At 47.0% G+C, this 25,228-nt stretch carries 24 protein-coding genes; all 24 read right to left on the bottom strand.

What is annotated here, in order from left to right:
* Positions 1 to 2: 2 nt before the first annotated feature.
* The gene (gene flgB, locus BW952_RS08100; RefSeq protein ID WP_331428800.1) at positions 3 to 398 is read right to left on the bottom strand and encodes a flagellar basal body rod protein FlgB; all 396 of its coding nucleotides are present in this window, start codon (positions 396 to 398) and stop codon (positions 3 to 5) included.
* A gap of 227 nt (positions 399 to 625) precedes the next feature.
* Positions 626 to 1,405 carry a GTP-sensing pleiotropic transcriptional regulator CodY gene (codY, locus tag BW952_RS08095; protein ID WP_045850042.1) on the bottom strand — a complete coding sequence of 260 codons (780 nt, stop codon included), beginning with the start codon at positions 1,403 to 1,405 and terminating at the stop codon, positions 626 to 628.
* 20 nt (positions 1,406 to 1,425) lie between these two features.
* Positions 1,426 to 2,811, bottom strand: a complete 1,386-nt coding sequence (gene hslU / locus BW952_RS08090; RefSeq protein WP_414735787.1) for an ATP-dependent protease ATPase subunit HslU — start codon at positions 2,809 to 2,811, stop codon at positions 1,426 to 1,428.
* A 32-nt stretch (positions 2,812 to 2,843) separates the two neighbouring features.
* Positions 2,844 to 3,386, bottom strand: coding sequence for an ATP-dependent protease subunit HslV (gene hslV, locus BW952_RS08085; protein WP_045850044.1), 543 nt, complete (start codon positions 3,384 to 3,386; stop codon positions 2,844 to 2,846).
* A gap of 13 nt (positions 3,387 to 3,399) precedes the next feature.
* A complete protein-coding gene (gene xerC, locus BW952_RS08080) occupies positions 3,400 to 4,299 on the bottom strand; it encodes a tyrosine recombinase XerC (protein ID WP_045850045.1) in 900 nt (299 codons plus the stop codon).
* Positions 4,300 to 4,361: 62 nt separating this feature from the next.
* A complete protein-coding gene (gene trmFO / locus BW952_RS08075; protein ID WP_045850046.1) occupies positions 4,362 to 5,666 on the bottom strand; it encodes an FADH(2)-oxidizing methylenetetrahydrofolate--tRNA-(uracil(54)-C(5))-methyltransferase TrmFO in 1,305 nt (434 codons plus the stop codon).
* 731 nt (positions 5,667 to 6,397) lie between these two features.
* A complete protein-coding gene (gene topA / locus BW952_RS08070; protein WP_045850104.1) occupies positions 6,398 to 8,476 on the bottom strand; it encodes a type I DNA topoisomerase in 2,079 nt (692 codons plus the stop codon).
* Positions 8,477 to 8,684: 208 nt separating this feature from the next.
* Entirely contained in the window at positions 8,685 to 9,560 is an 876-nt protein-coding gene (gene dprA, locus BW952_RS08065) for a DNA-processing protein DprA (protein WP_045850105.1), read from the bottom strand.
* Positions 9,561 to 9,625: 65 nt separating this feature from the next.
* The gene (sucD, locus tag BW952_RS08060) at positions 9,626 to 10,528 is read right to left on the bottom strand and encodes a succinate--CoA ligase subunit alpha (protein ID WP_045850106.1); all 903 of its coding nucleotides are present in this window, start codon (positions 10,526 to 10,528) and stop codon (positions 9,626 to 9,628) included.
* Positions 10,529 to 10,562: 34 nt separating this feature from the next.
* A complete protein-coding gene (gene sucC, locus BW952_RS08055; RefSeq protein WP_045850107.1) occupies positions 10,563 to 11,723 on the bottom strand; it encodes an ADP-forming succinate--CoA ligase subunit beta in 1,161 nt (386 codons plus the stop codon).
* 155 nt (positions 11,724 to 11,878) lie between these two features.
* Positions 11,879 to 12,151, bottom strand: a complete 273-nt coding sequence (locus BW952_RS08050; protein ID WP_045850108.1) for an EscU/YscU/HrcU family type III secretion system export apparatus switch protein — start codon at positions 12,149 to 12,151, stop codon at positions 11,879 to 11,881.
* Entirely contained in the window at positions 12,148 to 13,845 is a 1,698-nt protein-coding gene (locus BW952_RS08045) for a hypothetical protein (protein ID WP_045850109.1), read from the bottom strand. The genes BW952_RS08050 and BW952_RS08045 overlap by 4 nt, the downstream gene beginning before the upstream one ends.
* Before the next feature lie 77 nt (positions 13,846 to 13,922).
* The gene (locus BW952_RS08040) at positions 13,923 to 14,693 is read right to left on the bottom strand and encodes a ribonuclease HII (RefSeq protein WP_045850110.1); all 771 of its coding nucleotides are present in this window, start codon (positions 14,691 to 14,693) and stop codon (positions 13,923 to 13,925) included.
* 72 nt (positions 14,694 to 14,765) lie between these two features.
* The gene (ylqF, locus tag BW952_RS08035) at positions 14,766 to 15,620 is read right to left on the bottom strand and encodes a ribosome biogenesis GTPase YlqF (protein ID WP_045850111.1); all 855 of its coding nucleotides are present in this window, start codon (positions 15,618 to 15,620) and stop codon (positions 14,766 to 14,768) included.
* 24 nt (positions 15,621 to 15,644) lie between these two features.
* Complete coding sequence (gene lepB, locus BW952_RS08030) at positions 15,645 to 16,184, bottom strand: signal peptidase I (protein WP_045850112.1); 540 nt, start codon at positions 16,182 to 16,184, stop codon at positions 15,645 to 15,647.
* 96 nt (positions 16,185 to 16,280) lie between these two features.
* Positions 16,281 to 16,628 (bottom strand): 50S ribosomal protein L19, encoded by a 348-nt coding sequence (gene rplS, locus BW952_RS08025; protein ID WP_045850113.1) that lies wholly within the window; start codon positions 16,626 to 16,628, stop codon positions 16,281 to 16,283.
* Positions 16,629 to 16,746: 118 nt separating this feature from the next.
* Complete coding sequence (gene trmD, locus BW952_RS08020; RefSeq protein ID WP_045850114.1) at positions 16,747 to 17,487, bottom strand: tRNA (guanosine(37)-N1)-methyltransferase TrmD; 741 nt, start codon at positions 17,485 to 17,487, stop codon at positions 16,747 to 16,749.
* Positions 17,484 to 17,999 (bottom strand): ribosome maturation factor RimM, encoded by a 516-nt coding sequence (rimM, locus tag BW952_RS08015; RefSeq protein ID WP_045850115.1) that lies wholly within the window; start codon positions 17,997 to 17,999, stop codon positions 17,484 to 17,486. The genes trmD and rimM overlap by 4 nt, the downstream gene beginning before the upstream one ends.
* A gap of 5 nt (positions 18,000 to 18,004) precedes the next feature.
* Positions 18,005 to 18,394 (bottom strand): YlqD family protein, encoded by a 390-nt coding sequence (locus BW952_RS08010; protein WP_045850116.1) that lies wholly within the window; start codon positions 18,392 to 18,394, stop codon positions 18,005 to 18,007.
* A gap of 81 nt (positions 18,395 to 18,475) precedes the next feature.
* Complete coding sequence (gene rpsP, locus BW952_RS08005; protein WP_045850117.1) at positions 18,476 to 18,748, bottom strand: 30S ribosomal protein S16; 273 nt, start codon at positions 18,746 to 18,748, stop codon at positions 18,476 to 18,478.
* 102 nt (positions 18,749 to 18,850) lie between these two features.
* Positions 18,851 to 20,200, bottom strand: coding sequence for a signal recognition particle protein (ffh, locus tag BW952_RS08000; RefSeq protein ID WP_045850118.1), 1,350 nt, complete (start codon positions 20,198 to 20,200; stop codon positions 18,851 to 18,853).
* Positions 20,201 to 20,212: 12 nt separating this feature from the next.
* Entirely contained in the window at positions 20,213 to 20,527 is a 315-nt protein-coding gene (locus tag BW952_RS07995) for a putative DNA-binding protein (protein ID WP_045850119.1), read from the bottom strand.
* Positions 20,528 to 20,617: 90 nt separating this feature from the next.
* Positions 20,618 to 21,643, bottom strand: coding sequence for a signal recognition particle-docking protein FtsY (gene ftsY, locus BW952_RS07990; RefSeq protein WP_045850120.1), 1,026 nt, complete (start codon positions 21,641 to 21,643; stop codon positions 20,618 to 20,620).
* Positions 21,644 to 21,664: 21 nt separating this feature from the next.
* Entirely contained in the window at positions 21,665 to 25,219 is a 3,555-nt protein-coding gene (gene smc / locus BW952_RS07985) for a chromosome segregation protein SMC (RefSeq protein WP_045850121.1), read from the bottom strand.
* Between the last annotated feature and the right edge of the window lie 9 nt (positions 25,220 to 25,228).

Below are 25,228 nucleotides of genomic sequence, written 5' to 3'. Positions count from 1 at the left end.
GTTTACCTGCCTCCTCTAATAATATTGGTTAAAGAAGAATATTTGGAGCTCAATCGATCTGTTAGTGCATTATAGTAAAGTTGGTTTTCAGCCATTTTAGACATTTCAGCATCGAGATCGACGCTATTGCCGCTTTCGTTATACGACATATTTCGCGCAGTCGTGATCATGCTGCTTGAACTTGAAGAAAAAGTAAAATGACGCGAATCTGTCCGAAAATTTCCAGTTTCCCGTTGAGTATCTTCCATTATTTTCTTAAAATTCACTTCTTTAGACTTATAGTTAGGTGTATCCACGTTGGCGATGTTATTTGCAATGGTTTTTTGACGCAGAGAGGCGTAGTCCAGTCCACGTTCCAATGAGCTTATTGAATTTGAAAAAAGATTCAATCTTACCACTTCGCTTTCGTTTGTTCTTATCTTCCATATTTTCTACACTCAAAGAAATATAACATAAAAGTCATTTTTCGACACGTTCTTAACAAAAATAACAAAAAAGTTTCATATTTTGAACAGGCGTATAAAATATTGTCATAAACCTATAATTATTATACATTGATGCCAACTTTTGTACATTAACTATTTATAAAAAAAACACTTGCGGTTTTAAACCGCAAGTGCAAAGGTCAATTCGACTTCAATTTTTCCAATTCCATCAAGAACTTATTATTCAAGACTTTAATATACGTTCCTTTCATTCCGAGAGAACGTGATTCGATGACACCTGCACTTTCAAGCTTACGAAGTGCATTGACAATCACCGAGCGGGTAATGCCAACTCGATCCGCTATCTTAGAGGCAACGAGCAAGCCTTCCTTTCCGTCCAGCTCTTCAAAGATGTGTTCAATCGCTTCAAGCTCACTATAAGAAAGAGAGCTGATGGCCATTTGAACCACTGCTTTGCTTCTCGCTTCTTCTTGCATTTCTTCCGCCTTTTCACGCAAAATCTCCATGCCGACAACGGTCGCTCCGTATTCAGCGAGAATAAGGTCATCATCGTGAAATTGCTCTTCCAGCCGCGCTAGGACGAGTGTTCCAAGGCGCTCACCCGCTCCTACGATCGGTACAATGGTCGTTAATCCATTTTGAAACAATTCTTTATTTTCTACTGGAAATGCTGTGTATTCGCTGTTCACATCTAGATTAGATGACGTTTCGGTTACGTTAAATAAGTTTTTTGTGTACTGCTCAGGAAATTGACGCTCCACAAGCATTTGCTTCATTCGTTCATTTTCAATTTGCTGATTGACGCCAAAGCCGAGCAGCTTGCCTCGGCGGCTGACAACAAAGATATTCGCTTCGATTACTTCCGAAAGAGATTCAGCCATTTCTTTAAAGTTGACGGTTTTCCCCGCTGCATTTTGAAGCATTTTGTTTATTTTTCTTGTTTTCGCTAAAAGATTCATGTTGTGGTTCCTCCGATTGATTATAAAATAAATTCGCTCAAGTCTTTGTTTTGTGAAATAGCAGATAATTTTTCATCTACGTATTGTGGTGTGATGGTGATCGTTTCCATCGTGATATCCGGCGCTTCAAAGGACAAGTCCTCGAGAAGCTTTTCCATGATTGTCTGCAGGCGTCTTGCCCCAATGTTATCCGTTTCACTGTTTACGTGAAAAGCAATTTCAGCCAGGCGCCCGACCGCTTCATCTGTAAATTCAATATGAATGCCTTCTGTTTCGAGCAGCGCTTTATATTGCTTTAAAAGCGCATTGTCCGGCTCTACTAAAATACGGACAAAATCATCCGTCGTCAATTTTTCCAGTTCAACACGGATTGGGAAGCGGCCCTGAAGCTCCGGAATGAGGTCAGACGGCTTCGACATATGAAAAGCACCCGCGGCAATAAACAAAATATAGTCTGTTTTTATCGCCCCGTATTTCGTGACGACTGTTGAGCCTTCAACAATTGGCAGAATATCACGCTGCACGCCTTCGCGAGACACGTTTGCGCCCGATTGCGCTCCGCCCTTCACCGCAATTTTATCCACTTCATCGATAAAGATGATACCGGTCTGTTCAGCACGGCGAATCGCTTCCTGAGTCACCTCGTCCATGTCGATCAGCTTTTGCGCTTCCTCCTGCTCTAAAACGGGACGGGCATCTTTTACAGCAAGCTTTCTCTTCTTTTTCTTTTTCGGCATGAGGCCTCCGAGTGCATCCTGCATATTCATGCCCATTTGTTCCATACCAGACCCTTGAAATAAATCAAACATAGAAGGAGGCTGTTCTTCTACTTCAACCGTAATCACTTCATGTTCAAGTTCACCGGCTGCAAGCTTTTGCTCAACCGCACGTCGTTTTTCAAAAAGAGAGGTGTCTTCAGCAGGTTCTTCTGCTTCTTCCTGCTGGCCATTTCCGCCAAAAAGCATTTCAAACGGATTTTTTACCGCGTCCTTTTTTTTGCGAGATGGAACAAGAAGATCAACGAGGCGGCGATTGGCTGCTGCTTTTGCAGGCTCCCGCACCTCCTCTATTTTCTCTTCTTTCACAAGACGAACGGCTGTTTCTGCCAGGTCACGCACCATGGATTCAACGTCGCGGCCAACGTAGCCGACTTCGGTAAATTTTGTCGCTTCCACTTTAATGAACGGAGCACCGGCAAGCTTTGCCATTCGACGGGCTATTTCCGTTTTGCCGACACCGGTGGGACCGATCATCAGCATGTTTTTCGGTATCACTTCATCCCGGATGCTATCGTCGAGCAAGCTCCGTCGATACCGGTTGCGAAGCGCTACGGCTACGGCTTTTTTCGCTTCCTTTTGGCCAACAATATATTGATCAAGACGCTCGACAATTTGACGGGGCGTCATATTGATTGCATTCGACTTCATTTCACCACTCCTCACTGCAGTTCTTCGACAATAATTTGATGGTTTGTATAAACACATATATCCGCAGCTGTTTTCAATGCTGCTTCTGCGATTTCTGCTGCCGACAACTGGCCCGCATATTCTTTTAATGCACGTCCGGCAGACAACGCATAGTTTCCGCCTGAGCCAATAGCGAGAATGCCGTCATCAGGCTCAATCACTTCACCCGTTCCGGATACAAGCAGCAGATTGTCTTTATCCATCACAATCAGCATGGCCTCTAGCCGGCGCAGCATTTTATCCGTGCGCCATTCTTTTGCAAGCTCTACTGCTGCACGCTGCAAATTGCCGCTGTATTCGTTTAGCTTTTTCTCAAACAGTTCAAATAAGGTAAAGGCATCGGCTACAGAACCAGCAAACCCCGCAATTACCCTGCCGTTAAACAATCGCCGTACTTTTTTAGCGGTGTGCTTCATCACAACCGCATTTCCAAATGTCACCTGACCGTCTCCCGCCATGGCAGCTGCTCCATTGTGTTGAACGGCAAAAATCGTTGTCGCATGAAATTGTCCCAATCTATTCTCTCCTTTATGCACGTGGATGATGATTCCGATACGTCTTTTGCAAATGCTCCTTTGTTACATGCGTATACATTTGTGTAGAGGAAAGGCTTGCATGTCCTAAAAGCTCTTGAACAGTCCGCATATCAGCACCGTTGTTCAGTAAGTGAGTCGCAAAACTATGCCTTAGCATATGCGGGTGAATACTTCCTGATAACGACGCTTTTTTAATCAATCCATTTAAAATATATCGAATGCCGCCCGTTGTAATAGGTGCTCCCCTAAAGTTCACAAACAGCTTTTGGTGCTCTCCGTTATGCATTAACACCGGCCTGCTTTTTTGAAGATACGCTTCCACCGCTTCTGAAGCAAAGCTGCCAAAGGGTACGTACCGTTCTTTGCCGCCTTTGCCGTGCACGAGCACCACGCCCAGGTGAAGATCAAGATCCGCTATAGAGAGCGCGGCACATTCGCTGACCCGTATGCCCGTCCCATACAAAAGCTCAAGCAGTGCCCGGTTTCGCACAGAAAGATCATCATCTCCATCCGCCGCTTCAAATAGTTCCTTCATTTCTTCCTCATAAAAAAAAGACGGAAGCTTCTTCGTTCCTTTTGGTCTGTGGACAAGCAAAAAAGGATTTTCCCCCACAATCTGTTCCCTCATTAAAAAACGGTAAAACCCGCGAAGAGCGGAGATCCTGCGGGAAGCGGTGGCGCGTGCCATTTTCTTTTCATGAAGAGTTGTTAAATACAGTCGGGCCGTTTGATGTGTGACATCAGCTAATTCCTGCACCTGCTGCTCATTCATAAACATAAAAAAGTGCTCCAGGTCATCACGGTAATTATTTACCGTATGGACAGAGCTGTTTTTCTCGATTTGCAAATACGTCATATAAGAATGTGTATAATTATTGAAAAGTTTAGACATTTTCCCACCTCATAAAAGGGCTACTAAATGATAACACATGTTAGCAGCCCCTCGCAAGAAATTTACAAACTTTTCGAAAAAGTTTGAATTGTTTCCAAAGCTCGTTCAGCCAAAGCTTCGTACCGTTCTTTTTTTCCTTTAATTTTAGTTGGCAGTGCCGGGAAAAGACCAAAATTGGCATTCATCGGCTGGAAATTGTCCGGAGAAGCATTGGTAATATAATGCGCCATTCCGCCAATAGCCGTTTCCTGCGGAGCCGTCACCGGTTCTTCACCCAATGCCAGCTTGGCTGCATTGATTCCGGCCATTAGTCCACTGGCAGCTGATTCAACGTATCCTTCCACACCCGTCATCTGGCCGGCAAAAAGAAGAGTTGGACGATCCTTCAGCTGGTACGTGGAAAGCAGAGCTTTCGGTGAATTAATAAACGTATTCCGATGCATAACACCGTAGCGGACAATTTCGACATTTTCAAGACCCGGGATCAGGCGCAGCACTTCTTTTTGAGGCCCCCATTTTAAATGTGTCTGAAAACCAACAATGTTATAAAGGGTACCGGCAGCATTATCCTGACGAAGCTGCACGACTGCATATGGCCGCTTGCCCGTGCGCGGATCTTCAAGTCCAACCGGCTTAAGAGGGCCAAACAGCATCGTTTTCTTGCCGCGGCTGCCCATTACCTCAATCGGCATACAGCCTTCAAAGAAAATCTCTTTTTCAAATTCCTTTAAAGGGACGGTTTCCGCTGCAATCAGCGCTTCATAAAAGCGGTCAAATTCCTCTTCATTCATTGGACAGTTTAAATAAGCGGCCTCTCCCTTGTCGTAGCGGGATTTTAAGTACGCCACATCCATGTTGATGCTGTCTTTTTCCACAATGGGTGCAGCCGCATCATAAAAGTAAAGGTACTCTTCACCTGTCAGTGCCTGAATTTTTTCTGCAAGACCACTTGTTGTGAGCGGACCTGTGGCAATTACGGTAATCCCTTCTGGAATGTCCGTTACTTCTTCATTGATCACTGTCACATTCGGATGGTTTTTCACACGCTCGGTTACGTGGGCAGCGAATTCATGACGATCCACTGCAAGAGCCCCGCCTGCCGGTACAGCACACGCATCGGCCGAGCTGATAATCACAGAATTCAATTGGCGCATTTCTTCTTTTAATACCCCTACTGCGTTTGTCAGCCCATTTGCACGCAGCGAGTTGCTGCAAACCAGCTCCGCAAATTGATCGGTATGATGCGCCGGCGTTTGTTTAACCGGACGCATTTCGTATAAGCGCACCTGCAAGCCGCGTTCGGCAATTTGAAAAGCTGCCTCACTTCCCGCAAGTCCCGCTCCAATTACATTAATTGTTTGTGTCATCGTTGTTCCTCCTGCTTTAAAGGTACGTACCTATATATGTCCATTTAGCATTGTACACTACGCTTGTCTATAAAAAAAGAAAAAAGTTTTTTTGTGCAGTGAATCCGCTCGTGTACAGGCAGCAAGAAAAGGCCGGGACATAGCAATGGGATTGGCTCGTGAATCCTAATAATCTAGCAGATGAAAGCTTTAATTTTTTTCTTGGAAAAGCACACACAGGGGCTCCGGGCTGCCGGCTCCGCTTTTCTATGTGGCGAACGCTGAACCAGCCCAAAATGCGCGGCTGTTTCAGTCTGTCCGCTCGTCACACGGAAGTCTCCGCCGGCCTCCCTGCGCCCGTTGTGGTTCTAATGAAACGGTAAGGATTAAAAGCTTTAAAACGCCTTGTTTTCAACAACTAACGAATGATTGTATGAGAAGCGTCCTTTCTTTTTCACACGAATAATAGAGAGTGGTTTATGGTTACGCATTCAGAATGCTTCTTTTTAGGTTTTAACAGCTGCTCGTCCTCCCCACCAGGGCGGCTGACGCAGGACGAAGACTCGAAAGGGAGCAGCTCACCGCCTGCCCCTCCGAACGCGCAGTCCTGTTCGATGCCACCCAAACTTTGTTAGCGCAAGCGCAGTCATCAAACGATTTACCATTATGAAGAGCTCGAAAGAAAGCCGAACGATTCGATAATCGTTCGGCTTTTTCTTCTATTCAGAACCTTTTGTCCCAAGCTCTTTCTGTCAGGCTTGTGGCTGTTCTTTGTAATCACATTCTGTACATTGAATTTGCACGCCTTTTTTCAGCTTTTTCTCAACGAGCATTTTGGCGCATTTCGGACATGGACGTTCAATCGGCTTATCCCAGGAAAGGAAATCACATTCCGGGAATCGGTCGCAGCCGTAAAAAATGCGCCGTTTTTTACTTTTTCTTTCTATTATATTGCCTTCCGTACATTTCGGACATTTGACGCCGATTTCTTTTACGATGGCTTTTGTGTTCCGGCATTCCGGAAAATTGCTGCACGCCATAAATTTGCCGTAGCGGCCCATTTTAAACACCATTTCATGACCGCACTTTTCACAATCTTCTCCTGCAGGCTCATCTTTGATTTCCACCTGCTCCATCTCTTTTTCTGCTTTTTCGAGGTGGCCTTCAAACCCTTTGTAAAATTCATCAATAACGGCGACCCATTCCTTCATGCCTTCTTCTACATTATCAAGATCCCGTTCCATTTTCACGGTAAACTCCACATCAATAATGTCTGAGAAAAATTCAACCATCAGCTCATGAACGATGGAACCAAGCTCAGTCGGCACGAACCGTTTATTGTCAAGCGCTACATATCCCCGCTTTTGAATGGTATCGAGTGTCGGCGCATACGTGGACGGGCGTCCAATTCCAAGCTCCTCGAGCGTTTTTACAAGGCGAGCTTCTGTATAACGCGGCGGCGGCTGTGTGAAATGCTGTTTCGGATCAAGCTCACCCGATTGAACCGCATCACCGTTTTCAAGGTTTGGCAAAAAGTTGTCTTTTTCTTCTTTGGCATCGTCGGTTCCTTCAACATATACCTTCATAAAGCCCTGGAATTTCACTTTCGACCCTGTTGCGCGGAACGTTACGTCCCCATTGATCACGTCTGCACTCACCGTATCCATAACGGCGGCAGCCATCTGGCTTGCGACAAAGCGTTCCCAAATGAGCTTGTAAAGCCGAAGCTGGTCGCGGGACAGTACATCCTTCATAGCAGACGGCTCTCTTAACGTGCTCGTTGGGCGAATCGCTTCGTGAGCATCCTGCGCGTTTGCTTTTTTTGTTTCTTTTTTCTGTCCCTGTTCTTTTGCATATTCTTTTCCATAATGAGAAACGATGTAATCCAGGCTTTCTGACTGCGCCACTTCCGACACGCGGGTTGAATCCGTTCTCATATACGTAATTAAACCAACTGTGCCTTCTTTGCCGAGATCGATTCCTTCATACAACTGCTGTGCGAGCATCATCGTCTTTTTCGCCCGGAAATTCAGCTTGCGGGCTGCTTCCTGCTGAAGGGATGATGTCGTGAACGGAGCTGCTGGATTTCGACGCCGCTCTTTTTTCGTCACGGAGTCAATCGTAAATTCATTTCCATCGATCGCCTGCAGCACTTTTTTAACGTCTTCTTCTGACGTCAGCTTTTGTTTTTTGCCATTTAATCCGTAAAAGGATGCGCTGAAGGTATCTTTTCCTTTTGTGAATTCAGCTTCAATTGTCCAGTATTCTTCCGGAATAAACGCTTTTATTTCCTTTTCACGGTCAATGACCAGGCGGAGTGCAACGGATTGCACACGTCCGGCACTCAATCCTTTTTTTACTTTCTTCCATAATAACGGGCTGATATTGTACCCGACGAGCCGGTCCAAAATACGTCGGGCTTGCTGGGCGTCCACTAAATCCATATTAATCGGTCTCGGATGCTTAAACGATTCCTTAATGGCATCCTTTGTAATTTCGTTGAACACCACCCGGCAGTCGGAAGATGTATCAATGTTTAATGAGTGAGCCAAATGCCAGGCAATCGCTTCCCCTTCACGATCCGGGTCAGCCGCGAGATAGATTTTTTTCGCTTTTTTCGCTGCGGTTTTCAGTTCTTTTAAAACAGGCCCTTTGCCCCGAATGGTAATATATTTAGGGTCGTAGCTGTTATCCGTATCTACACCCATCTGGCTTTTAGGTAAATCACGAACATGCCCCATCGATGCCCGTACTTTGTATTTCTTCCCGAGATAGCGCTCAATGGTCTTCGCTTTCGCCGGGGATTCTACTATTACTAAATAATCTGACATAAAATAAAGCCTCCCCCGAGAGGTAAAATGAATAATTAGACATATTATTATGCGGATACCGCTTGTTTGTCAAACGATTCTTTTTTTCCTTATTCATTTTTATTCTCTGTATGTTACAAAACAGAACATGTTTTGCAAATTCATTCATGTTGCAAAATTTATATGATATTGACAGGAATTGCAACTATTTTCGAAAAAAAGATTTTTTTCACATACCCAATTCCGCTAAAATATCGTCGGCGCAATGGACGATTTTGGCGCCGTCAGCGATCAAGGAATGCACCCCTTCTGAAAGAGGATGTGTGATCGGTCCCGGGACGGCAAATACGTCGACCCCCTGCTCCATGGCAAAGTTTGCGGTAATTAATGAGCCGCTTTTTTTCGCAGCCTGTACGATTAAAACACCGCCCGATAAGCCGCTGACGATCCGGTTCCGGGCAGGAAATTGCCATCTTTCCGGTTTTATGTGAGGCGCGTATTCCGATAAGATGAGGCCGTCCCTGGCAATTTGCCGGGCAAGCGCGATGTTTTCCTTCGGGTAAAAATGCTGAAACCCTCCAGCGATGACGGCAATCGTTTTTCCGCCCGCGTTCAGTGCTTCCTCATGAGAGAACGCATCAATTCCTTTAGCCAGTCCGCTGATGATGGAAATATGTTTTTCAACGAGGCCCGGTATGATCGTTTGAAGTGCTTTCCTTCCGTACTCATCGCCGTTCCTCGCCCCAACTACCGCGAGAATACGATCATGCTTCATCAGTCGTACGTCACCAATCGCAAATAAGACCCATGGCGGCTGTGGCAGCCTTTTTAACGGTTCAGGATATCGTTGATCAAAGATGGGAACAAACGTCGTCTGAGACTTTGTTAAAGAAGAATACAGGTGGTTGTAGGATACGGAGTTAAATTCATGAAGAATGATTTGTGCTTGCTTAATGGATCGTCCGGTTATGCGGGCTATTTCTGCGGCTGTTAAATGAGTCATTTTTCTTAAATGGGGGTCGTGTTTTAAAAGCAGGTACTGATCTTTCCAGGTGACTGATGGGCAATATTGCAGAATTAAAAGCTTCTTTGCTGTTTCATCCATATGGTTTCCTCCTTATCAGTACAATCAAAAGGAGACGCCTGAATCCCTCAGGCGCCTGCTTCATATTAATGCGTTTTACATTCGTCTAAAAGCCCTTTTTCTTCAAGAACTTTAATAAGCGTTTCACCCATAACAGATGGTGTCTCTGCTACTTGAATGCCGCACTCATTCATAACACGGATTTTTTCATCCGCCGTTCCTTTGCCGCCGGAAATGATGGCACCGGCATGGCCCATGCGCTTGCCAGGAGGTGCCGTGCGTCCGCCGATAAAGCCAACAACAGGCTTTGTCATATTGGCTTTCACCCATTCTGCCGCTTCTTCTTCAGCCGTTCCGCCAATTTCACCAATCATGATGACTGCTTTTGTTTCCGGATCTTCGTTAAATGCTTTTAACACATCAATGAAGTCCGTTCCATTCACAGGGTCCCCACCGATTCCAACCGCTGTAGACTGGCCAATGCCTGCCTGCGTTAATTGGTGAACCGCTTCATACGTCAGCGTACCAGAACGTGACACGACGCCAACGTGGCCTTTTGTATGAATGTAGCCCGGCATAATGCCGATTTTGCACTCATCCGGCGTAATAACACCCGGGCAGTTTGGACCGACAAGACGTGTTTTCTTGCCTTGCATGTACCGTTTTACTTTGACCATATCCAAGACTGGAATATGCTCTGTAATACAAATAGCAAGATCGAGATCCGCGTCAACCGCTTCCAAAATCGCATCCGCTGCAAATGGTGCCGGAACGTAAATAACAGAAGCATTCGCGCCCGTTTCTTTTACTGCTTCTTGAAGCGTATTGAATACCGGCACTCCTTCTACTTCCGTACCGCCTTTTCCGGGTGTGACACCGCCGACGATTTTTGTGCCGTATTCAAGCATTTGCTTTGTATGAAAAAGGGCAGTAGAGCCCGTAATGCCTTGAACAATTACCTTTGTATCTTTATTAATAAATACACTCATGCCTGTACCTGCCTCCCTATTGTCCACATCCTGATTATTTTACGAGACTTACGATCTTTTGCGCACCATCTGCCATTGAATCCGCTGAAACGATGTCAAGACCTGACTCGTTCAAGATGGCTTTGCCGGCATCTACATTTGTTCCTTCTAAACGCACAACAAGAGGTACGGATAAGCTGACTTGCTTCGCCGCTTCCACAACACCCGTTGCAATAACGTCACATTTCATAATTCCGCCGAAAATGTTAACAAAAATCCCTTTTACATTTTCATCAGACAGGATGATTTTAAAGGCTTCTGTTACTTTTTCAGCTGTTGCGCCGCCCCCAACGTCAAGGAAGTTTGCGGGATCGCCGCCATAATGCTTAATAATATCCATTGTCGCCATGGCAAGGCCGGCTCCGTTTACCATACAGCCGATGTTGCCGCCAAGCGAAATGTAGCTAAGATCATATTTAGACGCTTCAATTTCTTTTTCGTCTTCTTCTTCTAGATCGCGATACTCCAAAATGTCTTTATGGCGGTAAAGCGCATTTGAATCAAAGTTCAATTTTGCATCCAGCGCCATTACTTTGCCGTCACCTGTCACAACAAGCGGATTGATTTCTGCAATCGAGCAGTCTTTTTCCACAAATGCGGTATACAAGCTCATCATGAATTTAACAGCTTGTCCGACAAGCTCTTTCGGAATATTAATATTGAACGCAACACGACGCGCCTGGTATGGGCTAAGACCTGTTACTGGATCAATATACTCTTTAAAGATTTTTTCAGGCGTTGCTTCTGCCACTTCTTCAATTTCCGTTCCGCCTTCTTCAGATGCCATCAAGACCACCTGGGACGTGGCGCGGTCTAGTACTAAACCGATGTAATATTCTTTTTTAATATCGCACCCTTCTTCAATAAGAAGGCGCTTAACTTCCTTGCCCTCTGGACCAGTCTGGTGTGTTACCAGCACTTTGCCTAGAATTTCTTCTGCATATGTACGTACTTCATCGAGATTTTTTGCGACTTTAACGCCGCCTGCTTTTCCGCGGCCGCCCGCATGAATCTGTGCTTTGACAACGTTTACTGCTGTTCCAAGTTCTTTCGCTGCTTCAACCGCTTCTTCCACGGAAAAAGCAACCTTCCCATTCGGTACGGAAACGCCGTAGCTTCTGAGAACCTCTTTCCCTTGATACTCATGAATATTCATCTTCCAGCCTCCTATCGATCTCAAAAACAAGTCTCATTACAAAACAGACTGCGACTTCATTGTAGAGAAAAAAAGAATTTATGTCCAGTTTTTGAACATAAAAACTCCGCTCTTTTTTTCAAGAGCGGACATTTTCTGCAAAACGCTTACAACGTTTATGGATCAAGGCGCTTGTCTAATCGGTACACAAACGCAAACACTTCGGCAACCGCCTGATATAAATCTTCTGGAATCGCTTCATTTATCTCGAGCTGGCCAAGGAGCTCAACAAGTCCCGGGTCCTCTTGAATCGGAATGTTGCTTTGTTTCGCTGCTTCAATAATTTGATCAGCCATGATGCCTTTTCCTTTTGCTTTTATAATAGGTGCGGCTGCCCCGTCGGGATTGTACGAAAGAGCAGCGGCCTGTTTTCGCTGGTTTTGATTCATATCCGGATATCCACCCCCATGTACCCCTCCTCATCCATAATACGGGCAAGAGGCGGTTTCGCTTTTTCTGCTGCTTCCTGCGGTTCTTTGAAATGAACACCTGAAAGCCGGTAGCCGCTTTCAGCAAGTGCCGTTTTTAATGTTTCCACTGCACCGTCGCTCGCTTTTTTCATCAGCGGAACCGGTGCATCCGCTGCCAGATGAATGTGCACAATCCGATTTTGGACCTGCATATCAATAACTGTATTTTGCAGATTCGGCATGTCGACGTAAAATAACACACGGCAGAAATCAGCGTCAATTTTCCCATCGCTTTTTTTCTTCCCCTGCCATTTTATGGTGACGTCTCCTTTAAATTCACCAAACTGCAGCGGCGCCTGCAGCACAAGCTGCTGCAGCGGCCCATTTTCCGTTGACAAAATGTGCTGGGCATTTAAGCGGCCGACAATCTGCTCCGCTGCTTCACGAATTGGCGCAGGCATCGTCTCTCCCATCAGCTTCAGCAGCTCCTGCTTCATCGTTTGGCTAGAGTCAGCTTGACCTTTTGATGCCAGCATGGCTTCATGGTCAACTCCGACAAACCGGAAAACATCCCGCAAAAAATTCGCAGATGGGTCAGCTGAAGGGCGCGGCTCTCCTCCCATCAGCACAGCTAGCCTCGCAGCCGCCTGATCTTCTGACTGAAGAGTGGCGGCCAAAGCCGTTTGCAAAAGAGCCGCTCCGGTTTTCGCATCAACGGGCTGACCGAGTTTCAAGCTTGCTGCCTGCTCATCCAGCTGCATCAGCATCTTTTGTCGATCCGGGTGCTGCAGTGGAATAGTGGCTGACACTGCTTCTTTAAAGGATTGAATCGCTTCTGGCGTGACAGGCTGGTTCGTTAGCTGAACCAGCGATTGCTTTAACGTGTGAACAACGCTTAAAGCCTGCGGCATCCCCGCTGGAGGCGGCGACGTTTTTCTTGTAGCGGCTGCTAACGCTTCATCCACTTGATCCAGGCTTGTAATAGTACCGGGACTGGCTGAAAGCAGCGGCTGTATTTCCTTCATGGCCGCAATCCTCGTAGATGGGTCCGTGCTTTGAAGGGCTAAAGCAAGACGCTGTGCTTTTGCATTCGGATTGTCCGCCTGGCTGCCAGGCTGCACGGTGAATATTTTTTGCAGTGCAGATGCGGCGCTGCCCTCTCCAGGCGCCTGAGGAAGCATTTGCTGAAGCGCGGTCATTTTACTCGTCATCGTATCGGCAGAACGAGCGGACACAAGGGCCTGGAAAACAGGCTCTGTTAACGGCAGGTTTCGGCTTATCATAAACCGAAGTGCATCTATTCCATCGTTGAGTCCAGCTTTTCCGAGCCATGCAGACACCGTTTGAATCATGTCCTTTGACAATGCTTTGCCGCTTTCAATGGCGAGTGCTGTAAAGGCTGTATGTTCTTTTGTGTGCGGGAGCTGCAGCTTGTCGAGCAGCAGCGCCGCTTGATCAGACGGGCGGCGAACCGGCGCATAATCAGTCAGTACATTAAGCTGGATGCCTTTTTCAACGGACGCAACTTGAAAAATATAGCGTTCTCCTGCTTGTAAAGGCGATTGCAGCTGAGCGGTCAGCCTTTGGCCGAGCGCGGCGATCTCCGCCATCTGGCCTGATAGTACCTTCACTGCTTTTCCCGAGAATACCTGCCCTTCCTGAAGTGTATCCATCTTGTTTCCACCCTGTGCAAGCCTTGCTGTGCTTTTGACGGACTGCTGGCTAATCTCCACATTTGTTCACCTCTGCTTTATCGGGTTATGGTCTGCCTAACCGGTGCAAACGTTCTTCTATGCTGCGGTGTGACCCCTAAAGCCGCAAGCCCTTGTAAATGGTCTTTTGTTCCGTAGCCCATATTTTTTTCAAATCCGTATCCTGGGAAGTCGATTGCATATTGCTTCATCAGCCGGTCTCGCGTTACTTTTGCAATAATGGAGGCGGCTGCAATCGAAGCGCTTTTCGCATCGCCCTTTATAATGGATTGCTGACTGATTGGCAGTGGCAATGTCATCGCATCGACAAGCAGGTGATCCGGCTGCTGCGGAAGTGCCTGCACAGCCTGCACCATTGCTTTTTTAGCTGCTTCATATATATTAATCTGATCAATTTCTTCCGCACTGATGATGCCGACGCCCACATATGCTTTTTCTGAAATAAGGGCGAATAATTCATTACGAACCGATTCGTTTATTTTTTTCGAATCATTCATTCCTTCCGGCAAAAATCCCTCCGGTAATATGCAGGCCGCAGCGACGACCGGCCCCGCCAGCGGTCCTCTTCCCGCTTCATCTATTCCGGCAATGAACTTTCTGCCATTTCGTACAGCCTCCCGCTCATACGACATGATATGAAACAACCGCTGCTGCTCTTCCTCTGCTTTGGCAATACGGCGCCGGCATGATTGTACCGCTGCCTGGACGCCGGCGCGTCCGTCTTCGCTCCAGTAAGCCAGCCGTTCATCCTTTACGTCATGCACCGTTGCCAGGTGCTTCTTTATCATCGCAATCGTTTCTTTTTTCATTGTTTAGCTCCTTGTTGTTATTATCGGCTTTATTCTATCTTTTTTCATACAAAAAAGCGCGAAGGAGAGCCTTCACGCTTTTTTTGGTGGAATGTCAAGTGTAAGACGGCCAAACTGCATCGAACGCACGTCACGGATAATAATGTCTGTGACTTTGTCATAGTCAATGCCGCCACCTGAAGACAAGCAGCCGCGACGCTCGCCAATTTGCTCAAAAACAGCCGCCATATCGTCCGGCAGCTGTTTAAAGCCGTACCGTTCTTCAAGCCTGGACGGATAGCGGTCTTCCATAAAGCGAAGCCCCCAAATGGCCACATCCTGCAAATTTAAAATGGAGTCTTTAATTGCTCCGGTTAACGCCAGCTTGTAGCCAATTTCAGGATCTTCAAACTTCGGCCATAAAATACCCGGCGTATCAAGGAGCTCCAGATTTTTGGCTGTTTTAATCCATTGCTGAGCTTTTGTGATGCCGGGCATGTTGCCTGTTTTGGCGATATTTTTTTTGGCAATCCGATTGATGAGCGTCGATTTCCCTACGTTCGGAATGCCGACGATCATCGCTCTCATCGCCCTCGGCTTCATGCCACGCGCGCGCATGCGGTCCCACTTTTCTTTTAAAATCATTTCTGCCGCCTTCACAATTTTATCAAGACCGTTTCCGGCCTGGGAATTGACGGAGACCGATTCGATGCCCCGCTCTTTAAAGTAAGCGATCCACTCTTTTGTTGCTGCCGGATCCGCCATATCTTCTTTGTTTAAAATGACAAGCCGTGGCTTTTGATTGATAATGTCATCAATCATCGGGTTGCGGGAAGACAAAGGAAGCCGCGCATCCACCAATTCAAAAATAATATCAACGAGCTTTAATTTTTCCGTTACCTGCCGTCTTGCTTTGGCCATATGGCCGGGAAACCATTGTATCGTCAACCGAGTCCAGTCCTTTCTGTCCGTTTAGTCTACAAGATGAATTTGATCAAACGGCCAGTAGACAAATTTTGTTTCGCCGACAATTTCATCTATTTTGATCGTGCCGATGTGACGGCCGTCCTTGCTAAAGCGGCGATTGTCTCCGAGTACGAAGATTTCCCCCTCTGGCACGGTTTCCTGGCCTGTAATTTCAGCCAGTGTAAAATCCGGTGTCAGCGGTCCATCTGCCACTTCGCTTTTATACTCATTTAAATACGGTTCGTCTATTGCTTTTCCGTCTACATATAAAACATCGTCTTTATATTCAACCGTTTCTCCCGGAAGGCCAATCACCCGTTTTATGTAATCTTTATTTTCCGGCGCGTGAAAAACGACGATGTCAAAGCGATCCGGTTCACTCATCTTATTAACAATCATCCGGTCGCCGCTTTCAAGCGTTGGCATCATGGAAAGCCCATCAACCACAATCGGTGCAAAAATAAAATAACGGATAAGAGCGGCAAGCCCGACCGCGATTAACAGCGCTTTTGTCCATTCCCAAAATTCATTTTTTCCTTCAGTCATGCTGGCACCACCTTCATTCTAAGTAACTCCATCATATCATGACGCGAATAAAACCGGAAAGAAAAAGGAGCCTGCAGGCAGACTCCTTTTGACATCTTAGTATCTGATTTCTTTAATGCGCGCTGCTTTACCGCGTAGGTTACGCAAGTAGTACAATTTCGCACGACGAACTTTACCACGGCGCATTACTTCGATTTTCTCGATCTTTGGTGTATGAAGCGGGAATGCACGCTCAACGCCCACGCCGTAAGAAATCTTACGTACAGTGAAAGTTTCGCTTACGCCGCCGCCGCGACGCTTGATTACAACGCCTTCAAATACCTGAACCCGCTCACGCGTACCCTCGACAATTTTAACGTGTACACGTACAGTGTCTCCAGGGCGGAACGATGGAAGATCAGAACGAAGCTGCTCTTGTGTTAACTCTTGAATCAATTTGTTCATTGTGGTTTCCTCTCCTTCTAACAAATGCTCATACCCGCGCAAACACGGCAGCGGAACACCGTTTTAATGCAGTATGTCTTTGACACACTGACTAGCAAATTCTATCATACTACTCGTATTAAATCAACTTTTTTTCGTGATTCCACTGGTTGATTTTTTCACGTTCTTTCTCTGTCAAATCAGCCGTATTCAGCAAGTCCGGACGGCGCTCCCACGTACGGCGCAAAGACTCCGTCCGGCGCCATTCATCGATATGCTTATGATTGCCCGAAACTAAAACATCCGGCACCTTCATCCCCCGGAAATCAGCTGGACGTGTATAGTGCGGATGTTCTAGCATGCCAGATGAAAATGAGTCCTTCACAGCTGAATCTTCATTTCCGAGAACACCCGGCAGCAGCCGGACCACACTATCGGCAACGACCATTGCGCCAAGCTCTCCGCCTGTCAGCACATAGTCGCCAATCGATATTTCATCTGTAACGAGATGCTCCCGGACCCGTTCATCGTAGCCTTCATAATGACCGCATAAAAAGATCAAATGGTCCTCTCCTGCGAGCTCTTCCGCTTTGGTCTGTGTGAACCGTTCGCCCTGCGGACACATTAAAATGATTCGGGGCTGCTCAGCCGACCGTTTCAGGTCAGCAACGGCATCAAAAAGCGGCTGCGGTTTTAACACCATGCCAGCCCCGCCGCCGTACGGATAATCATCGACCACTTTATGCTTTCCTTCTGCATAGTCCCGGAAGTTCACTGCCCGGAAGGCTGCTTTTCCTTTTTCCGTCGCTTTTTTCATAATGGAGGAAGAAAAAACGCCTTCGAACATTTCCGGAAAAAGCGTTAAGACATCAATCTTCATTCCAAAAGCCCTTCCATCGGTTCAATCACAATCTCTTTCGCTGTTTTATCAATGGATTTCACAACGTCTTCAATATATGGAATGTAAAATTCTTTGCCGTTTCCTTTTACAACCCATACATCATTGGCTCCCGGCGTCAGCACTTCCGTTACTGTGCCAATAGATTCTCCTGCTGTCGTTTTCACAGTACAGCCGACGATTTCATAAAAATAAAATTCGCCTTCATCCAAATCCCCCAGATGCTTTTCATGCACTTTTAAAACGGCTCCTTTAAACGGCTCCACTTCCTGTATAGAGGGATACCCTTCAAAGGTCAGCAGGTCAAATGTTTTATGTGTGCGGTGGGCTGCAACGACAACAGGTGTGCCTTCCCGGTCTCCCTGCTTAAACACAGCCAGCTCACTGCCTTTTTTAAATCGTTTTTCCGGAAAATCTGTTTGTGACAGCACACGGACTTCTCCACGGAGACCATGCGTGTTGACAATTTTCCCAACGTTAAACCATTCGTTCATTTTCTTCACCCCTCGGTGCGAATTTCAATGATGACGCCATCTTTCACAACTATTGTTCCCCCATTTTTTCCGTTAAACCGGTCACCTGCTTTTACTTCAACAACCGACTGGATGTCCCGCTCCTTCAGCTCCGTACCGAGCGGAAGCTGATCCAACTGGCTTATTTGAAATTCCACAACGGATAGCTTCTCATGACGCTGATCGATTTCAATTTGAAAACGTGCTGCCGCTTCCGCTTGCTTTGAGCCGCCTCGCTCCGCTTTTTTCTTTTCAAACAGAAGCTGGGCTGTTTCCCGCTCGAGGCGGCGCTTTTGCTGCTCGTAGGCACTCATGCGATTCTGTTTTAGTGTGTCCGTCACCACTTGAACAACCGATACGGTTTGTAAAATCTGCATTCACACCGCTCCTTTATATGGAACAAAAATGGCAATTCCCCAAAAGAGGATTCTTTTGGGGAATTGTTGTTTCGCAATAGCTTACTTGCTGTATTTAGCGTTATGGAATTTTTCCATAAGGCCTTCTTTTGAGAAAAGGTTGCGAACAGTATCAGATGGTTTCGCTCCATCTTGAAGCCATTTAAGCGCAAGCTCTTCATTGATTTTCACTTCAGCTGGCTGAGAAACCGGATTGTATGTTCCGATTGTTTCAATTGAACGGCCATCACGCGGCGCGCGGGCGTCAGCTACTACGATACGATAGAATGGGGATTTTTTTGCACCCATACGTTTTAAACGAATTTTTACTGCCATGCTATTAAGCACCTCCGAAATAGTTTCACACAAGATAGAATCTTATCAAATAGTGAACGTGTTGTAAAGTGTTTTTTCTTTACAGATTAAAATTCCCTTTTATCACATAAAAGGAAGCTTTGGCATGCCGCCTTTTTTCTTGCCTTTTTGCTGCATAGAGGACATTTGCTTCATCATTTTTTTCATGTCCTCAAACTGCTTGAGCAGTCGGTTTACTTCCTGAATAGACGTGCCTGAACCACGGGCGATCCGTTTGCGCCGTCCGGAATTAATGATCTCCGGCTGCTGTTTTTCATCTTTTGTCATCGACCGGATGATAGCTTCCACACGGCCGATTTGTTTTTCATCGACCTGCACATTGTTTAAGCCCTTCATTTTGTTTGCACCCGGCAGCATCTTTAAAATCTCATCCAGCGGTCCCATGGAACGAACCTGGCCGAGCTGATCTAAAAAGTCGTCAAATGTAAACGACATCGTCCGCATTTTTTGCTCCAGCTCTTTTGCCTTTGTTTCATCCACGTTTGTCTGCGCTTTTTCAATGAGCGACAGCACATCGCCCATTCCGAGAATACGAGAGGCCATCCGTTCAGGATGAAATGACTCCAGTGCGTCCAGCTTTTCCCCCATACCGACAAATTTGATCGGCTTGCCGGTTACCGCACGGATGGACAGAGCAGCCCCCCCGCGCGTATCTCCATCGAGTTTTGTAAGAACGACACCGGTAATGCCCAGCTGCTCATTAAAGCTTTCCGCCACATTTACAGCATCCTGCCCAGTCATGGAATCCACAACGAGAAAAATCTCTTCCGGTGAGGACAGCTCTTTAATTTGCTTAAGCTCGTCCATCAGCCCTTCGTCGATGTGGAGACGGCCGGCAGTATCAATTAAGACGTAATCCAAATGGTCGTCTTTTGCTTTTTGGATCGCTTGTTTCGCAATTTCCACCGGGCTTACCTGGTCACCGAGAGAAAACACAGGCATATCCAGCTGCTTGCCGAGCGTTTCAAGCTGCTTAATCGCTGCCGGGCGGTAAATATCCGCAGCAACGAGAAGCGGCTTACGGTTATACTTTTTACGAAGCAGGTTCGCCAGCTTCCCCGTCGTTGTCGTTTTCCCGGCTCCTTGAAGTCCGACCATCATGATAACCGTCGGCGGGCGCTTTGCTGTGCCAATTCGGCTTTCTTCGCCGCCCATTAACTCGGTCAGCTCTTCTTTTACAACTTTTATAACCTGCTGGCCTGGCGTTAAGCTTTTCATGACTTCCTGGCCGACAGACCGTTCGCTTACTTTTTTAACAAATTGTTTGACGACTTTAAAGTTAACATCCGCTTCTAAAAGAGCCAGACGCACTTCCCGCATCATTTCTTTAACGTCGGATTCGGATACTTTCCCTTTGCCGCGAATCTTCTGCATCGTTCCCTGCAGTCGTTCGGCTAATCCTTCAAACGCCATCATGCAGTCCCCCTATTCAAGTTCCTCGAGCGCTTCAAGCATTGCCATCGCATCTGCATCTGCTTGTTGCTTCAGCTGATCGATGAGCATTTGGCGCTGTTGGAATTTTTTCAGCAACCCAAGCTTTGCTTCATATTCTTCAAGCATGGCTTCTGTGCGTTTTATATTATCATAGACCGCCTGGCGGCTCACTTCATATTCATCGGCAATTTCACCAAGCGAATAATCATCCAGGTAGTACAGGGACATATAGCTGCGCTGTTTGTCGGTCAGAAGCATCTGATAAAAATCATACAGATAATTCATCCGCATCGTTTTTTCAAGCACGGCTGCCCCTCCTTTGTTAAGTGAAAAACCTTTACACTAAAACAGTGTACCCGCTAACCTTTATCCTGTCAAGAATCAGAAAAGGATGGGTTATTCGTCGTCCGCCGGTTGATTGTCAGGCTTTTCTTTTTCTTCAAACGCCTGTGCAAAAAGTCCATAGGCGTATTTCTCAGCATCGAATGGCTGAAGGTCGTCCATTTTTTCACCCAGACCGACAAATTTCACCGGTACGCCAAGCTCTTTGCGAATCGCTAGAACAATCCCGCCTTTTGCTGTTCCGTCAAGCTTTGTCAAAACAAGCCCGGACACATCGGTCGCTTCTTTAAACGTCTTCGCCTGAATCAGTGCATTTTGACCGGTTGTCGCATCAACAACGAGCAGCACCTCGTGAGGAGCAGCTGGAATTTCCCGCTCGATCACACGCTTTACTTTTTGAAGCTCGTTCATTAAATTGACTTTGTTTTGAAGCCGTCCGGCTGTATCGCACAGCAGAATGTCAGCCCCGCGGGATTTTGCCGCACGCACAGCATCGTACATGACAGCTGCCGGATCGGAGCCTTCCGCTTGCTTGATCACGTCCACACCGGTACGCCGGCCCCACTCCTCAAGCTGATCAATCGCACCCGCACGGAATGTATCACCGGCGGCCATCATGACTTTTTTGCCTTCTGACTTAAATTGATGGGCAAGCTTGCCGATTGTGGTTGTTTTGCCGACTCCATTAACGCCGACAAACAGGATAACGGTCAAGTCCTCCTGTATATTCAGCTCAGAAGACATTTCTTCTTTTTCTTCTCCAGCGTAAATCTCGACAAACTTTTCCGTCATGATGTCACGGATGGCTTCGGGCTCGCTTGTGTTTTTTCGTTTCACTTCCATCTTCAGTTCATCAATTAATTCCATCACAGTGTCAAAGCCGACATCCGCTCCAATTAAAATTTCTTCAAGCTCTTCAAAGAAATCTTCATCAATCTTTCGATAGCGGGCAAACAAATTGTTCATTTTTTCGGAAAAGCCGGACCGGGATTTTTTCAATCCTTCTGTATACTTTTCCGTTGTTTGCTCCTGTTCCTGTGAACCGGAAAATTTGTCTTTTAATTTTTTAAAAAAGCTCATCGATTTCCTTCCTTTCTTCTATCATGTTGCGGCTTCTTCGAGTCTTACCGATACTAAGCTTGTGACGCCGGATTCCTGCATAGCGACGCCATAAAGAGCATCGGCCTCCTCCATCGTTTGTTTCCGGTGGGTGATGACGATAAACTGTGTATCTGCACTGAATTCTTTTAAGTAGCGGCTGAACCGGTGAACATTCGCTTCATCCAGTGCCGCCTCCACTTCATCCAAAATACAAAAAGGAACGGGCCGGACGCGCAAAATGGCAAACAAGAGAGCGATCGCCGTTAATGCCCTTTCTCCACCGGAAAGCAAGCTTAAATGCTGCAATTTTTTGCCCGGCGGCATCGCTGAGATATCGACGCCTGCGTTTAATATGTCTTTTGGGTCCGTCAGCCTGAGCTCTGCGCGGCCGCCGCCGAACAGCTTCGTAAACGCCGGCTGAAATTCTGCTTTTATCGCTTCAAATGTTTCAGAAAACCGGCGCGACATTTCGGTATCCATTTCGCTCATGACATCCCGAAGCGTTGACTTTGCTTCTTCTAAATCGTCTTTTTGACCGCGTAAAAACGTGACCCGTTCAAAGGTCGTTTCATATTCTTCAATCGCCCCGATATTCACATCTCCAAGCTCGTCAATGGCCTTTTTAATCAGCCTGACCGCTCTTCTTGCTTCTTCAACCGGGCGCGTTAAAGGGTGCCTTTCTCTCGCTTCCTCAAATGTTAAGCTATACTGCTCATTTAACTTTTGAAGAAGCGTATCGATTTCCACATCCAGCCGGGCAATCGCCACATCATGAGCCCGGACCGATTCCGTCAGCCCTTTTAATAGACGCATTGATTCCTGCATAGAAGCTGATTCTGACTCAAGCTGAGCGGACTTGCCCGCCCGCGCTGATTTTAACGTCGCAAGCCGCTTTGACAGGCGGTCCTTTTCGGCCGCCTGTTCCTCGGACTGCTGAGCCAGCGTCAGCCCTGTTGATCCACTGTCAGACTGTTCATTTTGAATAAAGGCCTGCTCCTCGCGCAAGTTTACAAGCTGCTTTTGAACCGCTCTCCAGTCCTCCTGCAGCCGTGATGCCTGCTGGCCCGCTGCAGCAAGCTGCTCATCTAGTACAGCTATTTTCGGACGAATCTCATTCATGAATTCGGTTAGCCGATCTTTCTCTGAAAAAGCCGTTTTTTGCTCTTTTTCTTTGAAAGCCATTTGCTCATCAAGGTCACGCATCGTCTGTCCGACCTTATCAAGCGAGGCATGAACGGTTTTCTTCCGCTGTTCAAGCCGGTCTTTTTCTTCTTGAAATTCCCGTTTTTCCGCATCGTAAAGAGCAAGCCGGTCATTCACGGACTGTTCATTAAAGGACCATTCCAGCTGCTGGTTTTTCGCTTCCTGAAGCCCTTGCCGGTACAACTCTCCGGTTTCTTCAAGCTGCGCAACAAGCCGGTCACTTTCAGCAGAGCGGTCTTGAAGAGATTTCACTTCTTTTTCCGCCTCGGCTGTTTTTTGCTGCATGTGTTCAATCTGGCTGCTTAATGTATCCAGTTCGTTTTTCCTGCCAAGCAAAGAAGCGCCTGTTTTTTTTGTTGAACCACCTGTCATGGAGCCCCCGGCGTTCACCACATCCCCGTCCAGTGTCACAACGCGGTAACGATGGTTCAGCCGGCGGGCAATTCCATTTGCTTCTTCCAGCGAGGTGGCGATCACCACATTGCCAAGCAAATGGCCTGCCGCACGAACGTACTGGCTGTCAAACTGCACCAGCTCCAATGCTGTGCCAAGAAAGCCATCGATAGTTCGAATAGACGCCAACAAATGGTCAGGAATGGTTTTTTCTTTCACAGCAGATAAAGGGAGAAATGTGGCACGGCCAAATTTATGCTGCTTTAAGTAGGCGATCGCTTGTCTGGCAGAAGCCTCATCCTGCACAACAATGTGCTGGAGAGCTCCGCCAAGTGCTGTTTCAATCGCCATTTCAAATTTTGACGGCACGCGGATCAGCTCAGCGGCAGCGCCAACGACACCGGAAAGACGGCCGTTTTTTTCTTTCAGCACTTCTTTCACGCCGGAAAAAAAGCCAGAATAATCTTCTTCCATAGATGCCAGCATGTCACGTCTCGATACGGCTTCCTGCAAAATCTGATAGGCTTTGTACAAAGCATTGCGCTTTTTATCAAGCGTTTCTTTCAGCTGATCCCGCTCGCGCTTTGCTTCTCGATAAGCGGTTGTATGCTCGTTTAATTGCCGCTCTGCTGCCAGGCGGGCTTCTTCGATCTGCTTATGCTCTTTTTCCAGCGCAGCTCTCTCAGTCAAGAAGTGATCATTATGGCCACCCATCCGTTCAAAGCGGGCGGTCAGCCGTTCGATTTGACGGTCAATTTCAAGCCGTTCATTTTTCAGAGCGGCTTCCTGACTTAAACAGTCAATGTAGTCTGCTTTCAGTGATTCTAATGATTCACCGTCTGCTTTTGAGACCGACTGAAGCAGCGCTTCTTTTTCTTCCGCTGCTGCTTTCAGCTGCTCAAGCTCGCTTTTCTTCGTTTGCGCAAGGGCATTGGCCTCTGTTAAAGCCTTTTGTACATCGCGCTCTTTTTCTTCCGCTTCTTTTATGGATTTAAGCAGCTTTTCTTCGTTAAACGCTGCATTTTTTTGCCGTTCATCCATCAGCTGGCGTCGTCCTTCGATTTTTTCCAGCGTTTCAATGACCGTTATAAACGATTGCTGTGCGTCCTCTTCTCCTGCTGACAGCTCTTTTATTTCCTGCTCGAGCGTCCGGATTCGCGCTTCTGCACGTTCTGCTTCTTCACTAAACCTTGACGCCTGCCGTTCTTGATGCTCCCGGTCTTTTTTACGTTCTTCCCATTGAGCGTGCGACTCGGCAATATCATGCGCCCAAACCGCTGCTTCTATCTCTTTCAGCTCTTTCTTTTTATCAAGAAAGTCTTTCGCGGCGGCAGCTTGAATCGCCAGCGGCTCTACCCGCTGCTCCAGCTCATACAGAATATCCTGAACGCGGCTGACGTTTTCCTCTGTCTCAGCAAGCTTAAGCTCTGCCTGCTTTTTACGCGTTTTGTACTTAAGAACGCCCGCTGCTTCTTCAAAAATGGACCGGCGCTCTTCCGGACGGCTGTTTAAAATTTCATCTACCCGCCCCTGGCCGATAATCGAAAATGCCCCACGTCCGAGTCCCGAGTCCATAAACAATTCAATAATGTCTTTTAGCCGGCAGCTTTGCTTGTTTATAAAGAAGCCGCTGTCTCCGTTCCGGTTTACGCGGCGAGTGATGCTTACCTCACTGTAATCAAGCGGAAGCGCCCCGTCCCGATTGTCGAGAGTGATGGTCACGTCCGCTTCATTCAGCCGCCTTCTCGAATCACTTCCGGAGAAAATGACATCCTCCATTTTTCCGCCTCGCAGGTTTTTGGCCGACTGCTCGCCAAGCACCCAGCGGATGGCCTCGGTAATATTGCTTTTTCCTGAACCATTCGGTCCGACTACTGCGGTCACACCGGGCATAAAATCAATGGTTACTTTTCCTGCAAACGATTTGAATCCCGCTATATCAAGCTTTTTCAGGATCATTCTTTTCCA

The sequence above is a fragment of the Domibacillus enclensis genome, assembly GCF_900156125.1.
Classification (GTDB): Bacteria; Bacillota; Bacilli; order Bacillales; family Domibacillaceae; genus Domibacillus; species Domibacillus enclensis.
This window is presented reverse-complemented; position numbering and strand designations above follow the sequence as displayed.

What these genes read in the sequence shown, in the direction of transcription:
- codY (WP_045850042.1), bottom strand. Translation starts at nt 1,405, where the DNA reads ATGAATCTTTTAGCGAAAACAAGAAAAATAAACAAAATGCTTCAAAAT.
- hslU (WP_414735787.1), bottom strand. Translation starts at nt 2,811, where the DNA reads ATGACGCCCCGTCAAATTGTCGAGCGTCTTGATCAATATATTGTTGGC.
- xerC (WP_045850045.1), bottom strand. Translation starts at nt 4,299, where the DNA reads ATGTCTAAACTTTTCAATAATTATACACATTCTTATATGACGTATTTG.
- trmFO (WP_045850046.1), bottom strand. Translation starts at nt 5,666, where the DNA reads ATGACACAAACAATTAATGTAATTGGAGCGGGACTTGCGGGAAGTGAG.
- topA (WP_045850104.1), bottom strand. Translation starts at nt 8,476, where the DNA reads ATGTCAGATTATTTAGTAATAGTAGAATCCCCGGCGAAAGCGAAGACC.
- dprA (WP_045850105.1), bottom strand. Translation starts at nt 9,560, where the DNA reads ATGGATGAAACAGCAAAGAAGCTTTTAATTCTGCAATATTGCCCATCA.
- sucD (WP_045850106.1), bottom strand. Translation starts at nt 10,528, where the DNA reads ATGAGTGTATTTATTAATAAAGATACAAAGGTAATTGTTCAAGGCATT.
- sucC (WP_045850107.1), bottom strand. Translation starts at nt 11,723, where the DNA reads ATGAATATTCATGAGTATCAAGGGAAAGAGGTTCTCAGAAGCTACGGC.
- BW952_RS08050 (WP_045850108.1), bottom strand. Translation starts at nt 12,151, where the DNA reads ATGAATCAAAACCAGCGAAAACAGGCCGCTGCTCTTTCGTACAATCCC.
- BW952_RS08045 (WP_045850109.1), bottom strand. Translation starts at nt 13,845, where the DNA reads ATGGATACACTTCAGGAAGGGCAGGTATTCTCGGGAAAAGCAGTGAAG.
- BW952_RS08040 (WP_045850110.1), bottom strand. Translation starts at nt 14,693, where the DNA reads ATGAAAAAAGAAACGATTGCGATGATAAAGAAGCACCTGGCAACGGTG.
- lepB (WP_045850112.1), bottom strand. Translation starts at nt 16,184, where the DNA reads ATGACTGAAGGAAAAAATGAATTTTGGGAATGGACAAAAGCGCTGTTA.
- rplS (WP_045850113.1), bottom strand. Translation starts at nt 16,628, where the DNA reads ATGAACAAATTGATTCAAGAGTTAACACAAGAGCAGCTTCGTTCTGAT.
- trmD (WP_045850114.1), bottom strand. Translation starts at nt 17,487, where the DNA reads ATGAAGATTGATGTCTTAACGCTTTTTCCGGAAATGTTCGAAGGCGTT.
- rimM (WP_045850115.1), bottom strand. Translation starts at nt 17,999, where the DNA reads ATGAACGAATGGTTTAACGTTGGGAAAATTGTCAACACGCATGGTCTC.
- BW952_RS08010 (WP_045850116.1), bottom strand. Translation starts at nt 18,394, where the DNA reads ATGCAGATTTTACAAACCGTATCGGTTGTTCAAGTGGTGACGGACACA.
- rpsP (WP_045850117.1), bottom strand. Translation starts at nt 18,748, where the DNA reads ATGGCAGTAAAAATTCGTTTAAAACGTATGGGTGCAAAAAAATCCCCA.
- ffh (WP_045850118.1), bottom strand. Translation starts at nt 20,200, where the DNA reads ATGGCGTTTGAAGGATTAGCCGAACGACTGCAGGGAACGATGCAGAAG.
- ftsY (WP_045850120.1), bottom strand. Translation starts at nt 21,643, where the DNA reads ATGAGCTTTTTTAAAAAATTAAAAGACAAATTTTCCGGTTCACAGGAA.
- smc (WP_045850121.1), bottom strand. Translation starts at nt 25,219, where the DNA reads ATGATCCTGAAAAAGCTTGATATAGCGGGATTCAAATCGTTTGCAGGA.